The sequence below is a fragment of the Xanthomonas sp. NCPPB 2250 genome (assembly GCF_056725265.1).
The window spans coordinates 3,227,882-3,240,441 of sequence record NZ_CM161520.1; the positions used below are offsets into that span (position 1 = coordinate 3,227,882).

At 70.5% G+C, this 12,560-nt stretch carries 13 protein-coding genes and 1 tRNA gene; 8 read left to right on the top strand and 6 right to left on the bottom strand.

Going from position 1 to position 12,560, the window contains the following annotated elements; translation table 11 throughout:
* Positions 1 to 28 precede the first annotated feature (28 nt).
* Positions 29 to 559, bottom strand: coding sequence for a group III truncated hemoglobin (locus AC1PMG_RS12775; protein ID WP_481109125.1), 531 nt, complete (start codon positions 557 to 559; stop codon positions 29 to 31).
* Positions 560 to 702: 143 nt separating this feature from the next.
* Here AC1PMG_RS12775 and AC1PMG_RS12780 point away from each other — a divergent pair, with 143 nt between their 5' ends.
* The 3 genes from AC1PMG_RS12780 (at position 703) to AC1PMG_RS12790 (ending at position 3,339) form a co-directional block, all read left to right on the top strand.
* On the top strand, positions 703 to 1,008 hold the full coding sequence (locus AC1PMG_RS12780; protein ID WP_051067605.1) for a hypothetical protein: 306 nt from the start codon (positions 703 to 705) through the stop codon (positions 1,006 to 1,008).
* An 11-nt stretch (positions 1,009 to 1,019) separates the two neighbouring features.
* Positions 1,020 to 2,141, top strand: coding sequence for a 4Fe-4S dicluster domain-containing protein (locus AC1PMG_RS12785; protein ID WP_481109126.1), 1,122 nt, complete (start codon positions 1,020 to 1,022; stop codon positions 2,139 to 2,141).
* Between the two features lie 214 nt (positions 2,142 to 2,355).
* Positions 2,356 to 3,339 (top strand): DUF2268 domain-containing putative Zn-dependent protease, encoded by a 984-nt coding sequence (locus tag AC1PMG_RS12790; protein ID WP_481109127.1) that lies wholly within the window; start codon positions 2,356 to 2,358, stop codon positions 3,337 to 3,339.
* A 51-nt stretch (positions 3,340 to 3,390) separates the two neighbouring features.
* Here the strand turns inward: AC1PMG_RS12790 and AC1PMG_RS12795 are convergent, their stop codons facing one another.
* The 3 genes from AC1PMG_RS12795 to AC1PMG_RS12805 all read right to left on the bottom strand — a co-directional run bounded on the left by AC1PMG_RS12795 (position 3,391) and on the right by AC1PMG_RS12805 (position 5,001).
* Complete coding sequence (locus AC1PMG_RS12795; RefSeq protein WP_481109128.1) at positions 3,391 to 3,705, bottom strand: putative quinol monooxygenase; 315 nt, start codon at positions 3,703 to 3,705, stop codon at positions 3,391 to 3,393.
* 142 nt (positions 3,706 to 3,847) lie between these two features.
* Positions 3,848 to 4,642, bottom strand: a complete 795-nt coding sequence (locus AC1PMG_RS12800) for an alpha/beta fold hydrolase (RefSeq protein WP_481109129.1) — start codon at positions 4,640 to 4,642, stop codon at positions 3,848 to 3,850.
* Entirely contained in the window at positions 4,639 to 5,001 is a 363-nt protein-coding gene (locus AC1PMG_RS12805; protein WP_481109130.1) for a nuclear transport factor 2 family protein, read from the bottom strand. Before AC1PMG_RS12805 ends, AC1PMG_RS12800 begins: the two co-directional genes overlap by 4 nt.
* A gap of 105 nt (positions 5,002 to 5,106) precedes the next feature.
* On the opposite strand from AC1PMG_RS12805, the gene AC1PMG_RS12810 reads away from it, so the two are divergent.
* Complete coding sequence (locus AC1PMG_RS12810) at positions 5,107 to 5,901, top strand: helix-turn-helix domain-containing protein (RefSeq protein WP_481109131.1); 795 nt, start codon at positions 5,107 to 5,109, stop codon at positions 5,899 to 5,901.
* Between the two features lie 174 nt (positions 5,902 to 6,075).
* Here the strand turns inward: AC1PMG_RS12810 and AC1PMG_RS12815 are convergent.
* Together AC1PMG_RS12815 and AC1PMG_RS12820 are read right to left on the bottom strand one after the other, a co-directional pair.
* Positions 6,076 to 6,151 (bottom strand) — tRNA-Gly (locus AC1PMG_RS12815).
* A gap of 430 nt (positions 6,152 to 6,581) precedes the next feature.
* Entirely contained in the window at positions 6,582 to 6,998 is a 417-nt protein-coding gene (locus AC1PMG_RS12820) for a DUF4087 domain-containing protein (RefSeq protein WP_481109132.1), read from the bottom strand.
* Here AC1PMG_RS12820 and AC1PMG_RS12825 point away from each other — a divergent pair.
* The 4 genes from AC1PMG_RS12825 to AC1PMG_RS12840 all read left to right on the top strand — a co-directional run bounded on the left by AC1PMG_RS12825 (position 6,997) and on the right by AC1PMG_RS12840 (position 12,545).
* Complete coding sequence (locus AC1PMG_RS12825) at positions 6,997 to 7,221, top strand: hypothetical protein (protein WP_481109133.1); 225 nt, start codon at positions 6,997 to 6,999, stop codon at positions 7,219 to 7,221. The two genes, AC1PMG_RS12820 and AC1PMG_RS12825, sit on opposite strands and share 2 nt — an antisense overlap.
* Positions 7,222 to 7,378: 157 nt before the next feature.
* Entirely contained in the window at positions 7,379 to 9,052 is a 1,674-nt protein-coding gene (locus AC1PMG_RS12830; protein WP_481109134.1) for a tetratricopeptide repeat protein, read from the top strand.
* 96 nt (positions 9,053 to 9,148) lie between these two features.
* On the top strand, positions 9,149 to 10,345 hold the full coding sequence (locus AC1PMG_RS12835) for a DUF3142 domain-containing protein (RefSeq protein ID WP_481109135.1): 1,197 nt from the start codon (positions 9,149 to 9,151) through the stop codon (positions 10,343 to 10,345).
* Positions 10,332 to 12,545, top strand: coding sequence for a hypothetical protein (locus tag AC1PMG_RS12840; protein WP_481109136.1), 2,214 nt, complete (start codon positions 10,332 to 10,334; stop codon positions 12,543 to 12,545). Before AC1PMG_RS12835 ends, AC1PMG_RS12840 begins: the two co-directional genes overlap by 14 nt.
* Positions 12,546 to 12,560 lie beyond the last annotated feature (15 nt).

Here is a 12,560-nt window from a genome sequence, read left to right on the forward strand (position 1 = left end):
GCGCCCGCCACGGCCGCCTTGACCTGGATCAATCCGCGCACGCGGCCGGCGGCAGCGGCGATGCCGGCTCGAACGGGCGCCAGCTCATCTGGTGGCGGCGCCAGAAGGTCTCGGCGATGCGCTGGGCGATGTCGTCGGCCAGCAGCCGCATCGGCGTGTTGGTCAGCTCGGCGGTGGTGGCGCGGAACAGGCCCAGCCAGCGCTGGAACAACAGCTCGCTGAGTTCGCGCATGGCCATGTGCCGGGGCATCGGCGCACCGCGGAAGCGGCGGGTGCCGCGCAGCATCGCCGACCAGAAATCGCACAGCTGCTGCTGGTGCGCGTCCCAGTCCTCGATGTGCGCGGCGAACACCGCCGACAGATCTGCGTCGGCGCGCACGCGGCGGTAGAACGTCTCCACCAGTGCCTGTACCTCGGCCTCGCTGCACAGTTCCGGCCCCGGCAAGGGCATGCCCTCGATCTGGTCCTGCATGGTCCGCTCCTCGTCGCTCGACGCGGACAGTCTCCACGCCGCCACCGCGGCGGCCTTGATCAGGATCAATGTCGGCGCGGCCGGCACTGCCTAGTCTGCCGCTGCGGCATGCGCCGACGCCGGTGTCGACGGGGGATCGGCGGCCAGGCGGCTGGCAGGCGCGGCGACGTGTGTGGCGCCGCCCCCTTGGCGCATGCCGCATCCTCCTTTTCGCGATGGAATCCACCGTCATGGCCTCTCCCGACGATCCGCTGCTCGACCCGCTCGATCCCGGCACGCCGCGCCCGCTGGTGCAGCGGCTGGGGGTGATCCTGTGGCCGAGCTTCCTGGTGGCCGGCGCCATGAGCGTGCTGTTCTTCGCCCTGGTCGATCCGCTGGCGCTGCGCGACATCACCTTCCCCGGCCGCCAGCTGAGCCGCGAGCTGGGCTATACGGTGGGCTTCTTCATGTTCTGGCTGGCGACGCTGGCCTCGAGCCTGCTGACCGGCTTCCTGTTGCGTCCGGCGCCGCACGGCGACGCCGCGCCGCTGTCCTGAGCCGGCTGCCGATGCCTCGCCCGATCCACGTGCATGTCGTCGCCTCGCCCGCAGCCGCGGCAGGACCGGCGCCGCCGCATCGGTACACGCAATTCCGACGCGTCGTGCTGTGGCTGCTGTTCGCCGCCTTCTACCTGTTGCCGTGGCTGCGCTGGCAGGGCCGGCAGGCGCTGCTGCTAGACCTGCCGGCGCGGCGCTTCGACGTGTTCGGCTGGACGCTGTGGCCGCACGACGTCGGCTGGCTGCTGCTGGCGCTGGGCGCCGCCGCGGCGTCGCTGGCGGTGCTCACCACCCTGGCCGGGCGCCTGTGGTGCGGCTTCGCCTGTCCGCAGACGGTGTGGAGCCACGCCTTCGGCTGGATCGAACGGCGCTTCGCCGACTGGCCGGCCGCGGCGCGGCACCTGCTGTGGGCGACCGTGGCGCTGTGGACCGGGGTCAGCTTCGTCGGCTACTTCGTGCCGATCGCCGACCTGGTCGCGCGCCTGCATCCGTTCGCCTGGAGCGGCGGGGAGACGTTCTGGGTGCTGTTCTATGCATTGGCCACCTGGGGCAACGCCGGCTTCCTGCGCAGCCAGGTCTGCCGCTACCTGTGCCCGTACGCGCGCCTGCAGCCGCTGCTGTGCGACCGGGACACGCCGTTGGTCGGCTACGACGCGATGCGCGGCGAACCGCGCGGCGAGCGCGCCTGCGGCACTGGCAGCATCGCCCAGCGCGGGCGGCGCCTGCTCGACCCCGTCACCGCCCGCGACTACGCCGTGCGCGCCAGCATCGCCCAGCTCGCCGGCCAGGGCGGCAGCCGCGGCGAGGCCCTGGCCGCGTATGCCGGCACCCTGCCCAAGTTCAGCGCAGAACAACTCGGCGACTGCGTGGCCTGCGACGCCTGCGTACAGGCCTGCCCGGCCGGCATCGATCCGCGCAATGGTGCGCATTACGCCTGCACCGCCTGCGGCGCGTGCGTCGAGGCCTGCGACCGCAGCATGGATCGCCACGGTTTCGCCCGCGGCCTGTTGCGTCTGGCCGGTGCCAATGCCATCGATCGCCAGCCGCGGCACTGGTGGCGCCGGCCGCGGCTCCTGGGCGGCGCCGCCACGCTGCTGGCGGCGTTGCTGGCGTGGTGGTGGCTGGCGGCGTGAAGCGGCACAGGCGGCCGCCGAACGTCTTTCACCACAGCGGACGCCTGCCCGCTTACGCTCTGTAGCAGTCGCGCCCTCCACGCGGAGGCGCAGAAGGTGAAGCAACGCGTGGCGCCGAGGGTGCGAAATCCATCGCGTTTTTGCGAACACGACTGGAGTAGCGCTGTTCCCTTGGATCGGTATGCAGTGCTACCGAAGTTGGACAGGAGCAACCATGAGACACGTCAGGAATGGCCGAACGCTGCGCACCGCCGCGTGCCTGGCGATTGGCCTTGCAACCATCGGTCCTTCAGCGAGTGCGGCGCCGGCGGCGCGCTTTATCGATCTCGCCACGCCGTTCGAAAAGGCCGCGATCGAGACGGCGGGCCAGCCGGACGCTGCCCGGATTGCGGCGATCCGTTCCCGGATCGATGCACTACTGCCTGGCCTCTATCCAGAAGGCGCCAGCACGGACAAGCGGATCGGCACCGTATTGCATCGGTTTCCCGTCGACCATGACGACTACGACCGTGTGGTCGCCGATTTCCCGATCGCGCTGCCCGGTGCAATCGCGCGATTCCAGGCCATTTTCCCCGGCTTCGCGTCCCCGCTGCCGATCTATCTCTATCACTCGCTCGGGCAGCGCGATGGCGGTTCGGATTACCTGCAACCGGGCAACCGGCACGTCATGCTCTTCGGTGCCGACATGATCGCGAAGTACCACAACGACGACTCGCTCGAACCGTTCCTGATCCACGAGATCTTCCATCTGGAACATGCCCGCCATTTCGCCGACTGCGACCCGCTGTGGTGCACGCTGTGGCAGGAAGGATTGGCGGTCCAGGCGACCGCCACGATGGTGCCGCAGGCGACGGATCATCAACTGCTGCTCGACATCCCCGCTCCCATTCGCGCACCGACCGATCGGCGCTGGTCGGATGCGCTGTGCTTCGTCGCAGCCCATTTCGAGGATCGTGACGGCGCGACGACCGCCAGCGCCTTGCAAATGGGGGGTCATCCGCCGGAGGGGCTGCCGGATCGCTTTGGCTACTACGTCGGCTTGCGCCTTGCGCAGGCGACGGGCCTACGAATCACCCGACTTTCCCGGCTCGATCACGAGGCCGCGCGCACCGTTGCGCGGGCAGCGTTGGTCAAGCTCATGACAGAGGCGCATGCTACCTGCCCTGCGCCTGCTGTCGTGCGGTCGGCGGTGCGTTAGCAGGCCAACGGCCGCGCCCACGATGGAGGCTGGCGCTCTCGCTGTCCGACCTCAATCGGTTCGCACGACGGTCCAGATCGCGATGTGCCTCGGCGCAACCAGGATGTCGTCCAGCGCGGCATTCCATTCGTGACGATAGCGACGATGCAGTTGAACGTTGAGGACATCGTCGCGATCGGTCCAGGTTTCGTGAAGCTGGAACACGGTCGGCCGTTCGGGATCGACGTGCAGCGCCGCACGCACGAAGGTCCGCTCGTGACGCATCGCGTCGAGCACCGGGTCGAGCAGCGCGCGGAAGCGATCCACCTGATCCGCTTTGACGTGGAAGGTGATGACGTACGTTTCCGGGAGTGTCTTCGCGTTCATGCGCGCGCTACCGTGAGTCTCGCCTCGGCGACAGGACGGACCCAATCCCGGGCGACCGGATCGGCGAGCATTCCCAGCGAGCGCGCGACAGATGTACCCGGCAGCCGGCCTGCGACGCCGGCCTGGGCAGCGGCCAGCAAGCTCATGACGCCGCTCGGCTGACGATGTCGCCAGCAAGCCGCGCTGCATGCGTCACCATCACGCCATGCGCCGCGCCTTCGTAGACGAGCAGTTCGGCGCCGGGAATGGTCGCAGCATAGACGCGCCCACTCACCTCGAGTGGCGCGGACGCGTCGCGATCGCCGTGAATGATCGTGACCGGCAGATCGAGCGCGGCGGCTTCCGCCGACAGGTCGCTCAGCGCGATGGTGCGCTGGAACGCGACCACCGCGCGGCGCGAGCAGTCGAGCACCATGGTGGCCATCCATGCGTTGACGCGGCTCGACGCCCCCGGCGCGAAGGGATCGATGTTGGCGTCGATCCAGCCCGACAGATCGCACGCCAGCTGCGTGCACAGGTCGTCCACCATCGCCGGCGTGATCCCGGCATCACCGACGACCCGCGGACCGGTCGCACCGACCAGGATCAATCGCGCGATCCGCGTATGACCGTGGCGCGCGAGATAGCGAATCGCCTCGCCGCCAGCGCCCGAATGCGCCACCAGCGTGACGCCCTCCAGGTCGAGTGCCTCGAGGACGGCGGCCAGGTCGTCGGCAAGCGCGTCGTAGCCGTAGCCGGCACGGTCGGTCGAGCGCCCGTGGCCATTGCGATCGTACGCGATGGTGCGCAGGCCCCCAGCGTTGAGATGGAGCATGGTGTCGCCCCAGATCCGGCCGTCCATCGCCCAGCCCGCCAGCAGGACCACAGGCGTCCCCTCGCCCCAGTCGCGCACGAACAGCGCATGGCCGTCGCCACGCGGAATGAATGCCGGCGTCATGCGATGTCCTTGTCGAGAAAGCCGATGACGTCGGCGATGCGCCCATCCGCGGCGAGTCGGGCGATATCGGTCCCGCCGGCGATCGGTGCGCCATGTTCGGGCGACAGCGTCCAGGAGAAACGCACGAAGGGACCGTGCGCATCGGGCGCGCCGCGCAGCGTGAATCGGTGGCCGGGAACCTGTGCGCGGGCGGCCGCGATCATCGCGGCGATGCCGTCGTGGCCTGCGCCCGTCATCATCGGATCGGCGTAGCGGGCATCGGGGGTCCAGCCGTCCGCCAAGCGACGGTCGCGCGAGGCCGCATCGGCATCGTTCCATAGCGCAAGATAGGCACATGCCAGCAGGTCCGGGGTATTCATCGCCATCTCCTCGTCGTTGATGGGTCGAGCATGCCGAGGCCGATCGGCCGATGCGATTCCCTCGCAGGTAATGGCACCACCGCCGCAGGCCGGTAGGATGAGGACATGACCACACGCGCGATCACTGTTGGCGACGTGCTGCGCGACTGGCGGGCCAGGCGCCGGCTGAGCCAACTCGATCTGGCCTGCGCGGCAGACGTGTCCACGCGGCATCTGAGCTTTGTCGAGAGCGGGCGAGCGGCCCCCAGCCGCGACCTGCTGCTGCGCCTGGCCGAACCGCTGGCGATGCCGCTCAGGGAACAGAACCGGCTGCTGCACGCGGCGGGATACGCGCCAGTGCATGGCGAGCGCGCCCTCGACACACCCGACATGGCGGCCGCGCTGGCGGCCATCGACACGGTTCTACGCGCGCACGCCCCGTTTCCCGCCCTTGCGGTCGACCGTCACTGGAACCTGGTGCGCGCCAACGAGGCGGCGACCGCGCTGCTGGTCGGCATCGATCCGACGTTGCTGGCCACGCCCGTCAACGTGCTGCGCGCCACCCTCCACCCCAACGGCCTGGCGCCACGCATCGTCAACCTGGCCGAATGGCGGCACCATCTGCTGGCCCGGCTTCGCCTCGAGATCGACCAGTCGGCCGATCCAGCGCTCGAAACGCTGCATGCCGAACTCAACGGCTTCCCCTGCCCGGCCGGCGATCGCCCACCCGGGCCTACCGCACGGATCGCGGTGCCGCTTTCGATCCGCAGCGGAGGAAGCGGAAACATCCTGTCGTTTCTGTCCACCACCACCGTCTTCGGTACCGCAACCGACGTGACTCTGGCCGAGCTGACGCTGGAATGCTTCTACCCCGCCGACGATGCGACCAGGCAAGCGCTCCTCGCCGGCTCGCTTGCGTGACCGAACGTCGGGCATGTCCAGGATGCCAGGCACCTCGTCGCGCGGGGTTTGCTGCGAGGCTTGGTCCGGCGTTCTGCCGGCAACTGATAAAAAACCGAATCGCGGAAACGAAAAAAGGAGCCGAGGCTCCTTTTCAGGGTTTCACTCGCCTCGCAAGAGGCACGTGACGCAATTTGGAGCGGGAAACGAGACTCGAACTCGCGACCTCAACCTTGGCAAGGTTGCGCTCTACCAACTGAGCTATTCCCGCTTGGGAGCCGCGCATTCTACACGCCTCCCCGGAGGTGCGCTAGCCCTTCGTTGCAAAAAAATGTCCGACGCCGGCCGGCACGGTGCCAGGTCGCGATTCGGCCCTTCCGGCTCGCGGTTCTGCGGCGGGGTCGGATCGGCAGCGGCCTGTGCGCGCCGGGTCGGGCGGCCGCCGGCCGATGCCACACGTAAGCTCGGCCGTCCAAGCCCGAACGCGCCGAATGGTGGCCATGGCGGCATTCGGCTGGGCACTGCCGCCTCGCTGAATCGGAACCCCACTGCCGGAAACTGGAGCGGCGTTTCTCCGACGCAAACAGCAAGACGCTCCCCGTGGCATTGGAACCGGCGGTCAGCCTGCCTCGCGATACGCCTTCTCGGCGGCAACGCGTCCCGATGGCATCGCGCCGGTAACGCGTCACGAAACCAAGGCGCTACTTCAGCGGATTCTCCGGCTCCCTGCCCCGCAGCGCCTTGTCCTGCCGGCAGGTCTTCAAGGGCTGGGCCGTCGCCGACACGATCGTGGTCACCTCGCGGGTGTCGTCACGCGCACGCACCTTCAGGCAGGCGCAGCCGTAGCCGGCGCTGCCCGTCCCGGTCGCCACCCAACGCGCCTGGGAGAACGCCGGCCATGTGCCCTCTGCCTGGTGCCCGCCCTGCTGGCCGACCGTCCACTCGCCGTCCTTGTCCACGAGCGTGGCGTTGCCTGGCGAGGGATTGTCGAACCAGCCGCAGCGCGTGACGGCACCGGCAGGCGGCGCGGCATCGGCGACAGCGCACAGGCCGATCATGGCAACCAGGGCCGCACCGAACACGCTGGCGAAACGCAAAACAGGTCGCGATGGATTCATGACATCAGGATCGAAGGACGAGACCGGCATCATCGCAAATCGGCGCCTGCCGGTGCTGCCGGGAGGCCAATACACAGCGCTGATACCGCCTCTCCTGTTCGATGCGATGCCGCCGCGCGATCGCAGCGCCGTCGTGTATCCGTTCTACGACCTGTCCTGGTTCGATACCGTCGGCCGCCAGCTGTTCGTGCAGTACAGCCGGCGCTTCGGGGCGGCGCCGTAGCGGCGACGCAGCGTCACCGGCGCCGGGCGCACCGCGGTCGCGGTCGCGGTAGGGAAAACCGCAGCTGGCTCGTCTATCTACCGCAACGTCGCCCTGCGGGAGACGCTGCCGCGCGCTGCTGCCGGGTCCCGCACCGTCTTTCCGGAGCATCCGCTGCATGCAGACCCTGATCCAACGCGGCATGGCCGCCCTTCACCAGGACGACGTCGACGGCCTGTACAGGCTGTGGTCCGGCACGACCGTGCTCAACCATCTGCAGGAGGCCGACCTCGATATGCTGATGCAGCGCTGCGCGGCCCGGATCCAGGCCGCGCCGGGCGACCCGGCGCCATGGCGGCTGAAGTGCCTGATCTACCTCGACCGCAGCGCGCACTTCACCGGCGACCGCCGGCAGGCGCTGCGCACCGTCGCCGAGTGGGCCGGACGCGCGATCGGCCTGGCCCCTCACGACACCGAGGCACACCGCCTGCTCGGCAGCGCGCACTACTGGCTGGACGAACCCGCCGCGGCGATCGGCGCGTACCGCAACGCCCATGCGCTGCAGCCGCAGGTGGACCTGCAGGTCCGCCTGTTCGAGATGGAATCGCTGCCTGCCGGGCAGTCGCCGCAGCTGCTGCAGCTGGACTTCCGCGACGGCAACGCCTGCCACTACTACGGTGCCGGCGTCTCCATCGGCAAATGGAAACACGCCGGGATGGAGCCCGCCGATGCCGGCTACGTCGACGCGGTGCAGTTCGCCCTCTACGAGCACGGCACCACGCTGTTCCGGCAGGCCCTGGAGTTGGGCGACGCCGCCCCCTGCAATACCGACACGCATACCTTCGCGATGTGCTGCAACAACCTCGGCCTGCTGTACCTGGACCGGGGCCTGTACGCACAGGCGCAGGCCATCCTCGAAGAAGGGCTGCGCCACAGCCAGTTCCAGTTCCTGCACCAGAACCTGCGCGAGGCCTATCGCCACCAGGGCATGCACGCCGAGTCTGCGGATCTGGCGCTGACCCTGATGATGGACTACGAACTGGACACGCCGCTGTTCCTGGATTGCGCGCAGGCGGCATGCAGCCATCTCAATCGCGTCGGCCGCCATGCCGACGTGCTGGAAATCGCAGATGCGGCGCAGGAAGAATTCGAGGCGTTGTCCGACGACGCCCAGGACGATCCGGAACTGCTGCGGATGTATGCGCTGGTGCAGGCGCACCACCGTCTCACCGCGGCGCGGGCGCTGGGCCGGCTGCAGCCGGAGCACGTGGATACCGCCCTGTCGCGGGCGGCAGTGGACGCGAATCCGCACGACCTGGACACGCTGTTCGTGCACGCCAGCGCACTGGGCGAGGCGCGCGACTACCCGGCCGCGGTCGACGCGTACGGCACGCTGATCACCCAGGCCTCGCAGCAGCAGGACCTACAGGCGCTCAAGCGCGCGCGGCACGGGCGCGGCTACCTGCTGCTGTACTATCTGCCCGACGCCAAGGCCGCACTGCAGGACTTCCTCGCCGTGCAGCGCGACGGCACGGACGACTTCTACACGCACTACTACCAGGCCAACTGCCATTACGTGCTCAAGGACTACCGCAGCGCATTGCCGGCCTGCGACGCGGCGCGCGCCCTGCTCGACGACGCCGTGGCGCAGGCGGACCCCGGCTCGGCGGCGCAGCTGTACATGATGGAAGCCAATTGCCACATGAACCTCGGTGCCTATCCCGCGTCGGTCGCCGCCTTCGAGCGCTCGCTGGCGCTGCACGAGCGTGCGGACGTGCGCGAGAGCTACGCGCTGGCCCGGCAATTGGCCGCCAAGCCGAAGAAGGGCTTGTTCGGGCGACTGTTCTCGTGACCGCCACGGCATGCCACGTTCCGGGCACTGCCGGCCTGACGGCGTCATTCCCGTGCCGCGGCCGCATGCGGCCGTGCCTGTCCTGACGCAGCTGTCGTGTCGCTGCGCTGCGCGCTGCTCGGGCTGAGTCTGCTGCTTGGTGGCTGTGCGGCGTCGGCACCGGCGCCGCTGGAACACCAGGTCTACGTCTGGCAGCGGCAGTGGAGTGGCGCGCACGCGGTGGCGCTGGCGCAGACCCGCGCGGACTTCTCGACGTTGCGCGTACTCGCGCTGCAGGCGCATCCGCGCGCCGGCTGGGGCCGCGCCACGGTGGATCTGCGGCAGCTCGCCGCCGATGGCCGCCCGGTGATCGCGGTGGTGCGGCTTGACGGGCAATTGGCGCAACTGGACGCGACGCGCATCGACGCCGAGGTGCTGCAGGTGGTGCGCACTTGGCGCACCGCCGGGGTGGCGCTGCGCGGCGTGGAGATCGACCACGACTGCGCCACCGCGCGCCTGCCCGCCTATGCCGCGCTGCTGCGGCATCTGCGCGGCACGCTGCCGGCCGACCTGGCGCTGAGCATCACCGCCCTGCCCGCCTGGCTGGACAGCCCCGCGCTGACGTCGCTGCTGCGCACGGTCGACAGCTCGGTGCTGCAGGTGCATGCGGTGGACGCACCGACGACCGGCCTGTTCGATCCGGCGCGGGCGCGACGCTGGGCCGACCGTTACGCCCAGCGCAGCGCCACGCCGTTCTGGCTGGCCCTGCCGGCCTACGGCGTGGCCCTGGTCGACGGCACCGACGCCGACGCCGCACCGCTGATCGAAAGCGAGGTACCGCTGGCTGCGAGCGGCGCACGCCGCGAACTGCGCGTGTCGCCGCAGCAGCTCGCCGCCTTCGTCGATGCGCTGAGTGCGCGCCGCCCGTCGCACCTGGCCGGCATCGTCTGGTTCCGCCTGCCGCTGCCGGGCGACCGCCGCGCCTGGCCGCTGGCGACACTGCAGGCCGTGGTGCACGGACGTCCGCTCCAGACCGCCGTGCAGGTGCAGGCCAGCGGCACCGGCCCGGTCTACGACCTGACGCTCGCGAACGATGGCACGACCGCGGCCACGCCGCCGCAGCGCGTGGTCCTGCGCGGCAGCGCCTGCGAAGCCGGCGACGCACTCGGCGATTACCGGCTGCAATGGCCGGCACCGTCGCCCCGCTTCGAACGCACTCGCGCATCCCAACCCCTGGCCGCCGGAGAACGCCGCGCGCTCGGCTGGGTCCGCTGCCGCCGCCTGCACACAGGTGCCATCGATGTCCTGCCGTGATTCCCGACCCGCGGCCACGCTTGCCGCCGCGCTGATGCTGCTCCTGCTGCCGCTGGGCGGCGCCCGCGCCTGCGGCCCGGAGTTCCCGTACCGCCTGCTCGACGACCGTGCCGGCGCGCTGGCGCAATTGCCCGAAGGCAGCTTCGCTCGCGAAGTGCAGCGCCTGGGCGCACCGATCGCCGGCCTCGGCCGCGCCGGCACCGCGACCCTGCCGCGCTACTGGGACGCCGGCGCGCAGTTCCCGCAACAGCGCGACGACGTCGAACGCAGGCAACTGGGCGCCGCGCGGTTCGCGCGGATCGAACAACTGCGCGCGCTGGACGATGCGCAGCAGGCGGACAGCGACGGCGCCGACCTGCCGCCGGAACTGCGCCTGTACACCGCCGGCGCGGTGGCGTTCGCGCAGGGCCGCTATCCGTCGGCCGCGGACTACTTTCGCCAGGTGCTGGCCCTGCCCGAGGCACAGCGCCGGGCGCGCAGCACGTGGGCCGCCTATTCGCTGGGACGCAGCCTGGCGCTGGCCGCCGACGGCGCGCTGGCCGGCGATGCCGCGCCGCAGCGGCAGGCGTACCGGCAGCAGGCGCGGCAGGCCTTCCAGCAGACCCGCGCGTTGCGCCTGGCCGGATTCGACGATCCGCTGGAGCTGGGCATCGCCAGCCTCGGCGAGGAGGCGCGTCTGCTGCTCGCCAGCGGCGACTGGAACGGCGCGATCGACCTGTACGCGGTGCAGGCGGCACAGGGCTCGGACACCGGCCTGAGTTCGCTCAAGCAGGTGGCCGCCGATCTCGCCCGCCGCAGCGATGCCGAACTGGCGCCGCTGTTGCAGGGGCAGGCGGTGCGGCGGCTGTTGATCGCCCGGCTGCTCAGCGACAGCCACGCCTTCGATGCCGACTCCGGCAGCGTGCTGTCCTCGGCGCGCTTCCTGAACCTGCTGCAGGACGCCGCGGGCGATCCGATGGAAGACGCCGATCGCCTGGCCGCGCTGGCCTATCGCCAGGGCGATTACCCCGGCACCGCGCGCCTGCTCGCACACGCCGGCGACAGCGGCCTGGCCTGGTGGCTGCGCGCCAAGATGGCACTGCGCGACGGCGACGCCGCGCGCGCCGCACAGGCCTACGCGCAGGCATCCCGGCGCTTCCCGCCGAACGAGGACTGGGGCACGCGCCGCAATGGCGACTGGAGCAACGAGACGCTCAAACCGCAGTGCCGCATCGAGGGCGAAGCGGCGATCCTGGCGCTGCAACGCGGCAGCTACGTGGAGGCGTTCGCACAGCTGTACCGCAGCGGCGACCTCTACTGGGAAGACGCCGCCGCGGTTGCCGAGCGCGTCCTCACCGTGCAGGAACTGCAGGACTACGTGGATCGCCACGTGCCCGCCACGCCGCCGGCCACCGCCAACGCGGCGCCGGAGTATTGGGAACGGACGCCGGCCCTGAAACTGCGCGAGCTGCTGGCACGCCGGCTGATGCGCGACGGCCGCTACGACGATGCGCTGCCCTACTTCGCCCAGCCCGAATTGCGCGAGGCGGCGCGCCGTTATCGCGATGCGCGGCGGCAAGGTACCTCCGCCTGGACCGGCATCGGCCGCGCCGAGGGCAATTACCGGGCCGCCCTGATCGCGCGCCGCCAGGGCATGGAACTGCTGGGCTACGAACTGGGGCCGGACAACCGGGTCTACGCCGGCAACTATGCCGAAGCCACGGCGCATGCGCAGCTGCGCCCCGGTGGCCTGATCGCCGCCGCCGAAGCGCAGCGCTGGAACGCCACCGCCGCGCAGCCTTACCGCCGCTACCACTATCGCTGGATCGCCGCCGCCCTGGCCGATCGCGCCGCCGACGACCTGCCCGCACGCAGCCAGGCCTACGCCGCCGTGCTGTGCCAGGCGACCGACTGGCTGATCACCCTCGACCCCGCGCAGGCGCGTCGGTCCTACCAGCGCTATGTCGCGCACGGCGCACTCAATCCGGTGCCCGGCAAGGCCTATGTGTTCGGCGTGGGCGCCTGCGAGACGCCGGATTTCGAGGGCGCGCGGCGGCGCCTGTGGATCGAGCGCGGCCAGGCCGTACGCCAGTTCGTGCACACGCAACGGCTCGCCCTGGGCGCGGCCGGCCTGGCGCTGCTGACCGCGGCAGCCTGGCTGGTGCGCCGGCGCATGCAGCGCAAGGCACGCGAGGTCGCAGCGCAAACGCCGCAGGACTGAGCCTGCGGCGCGGGT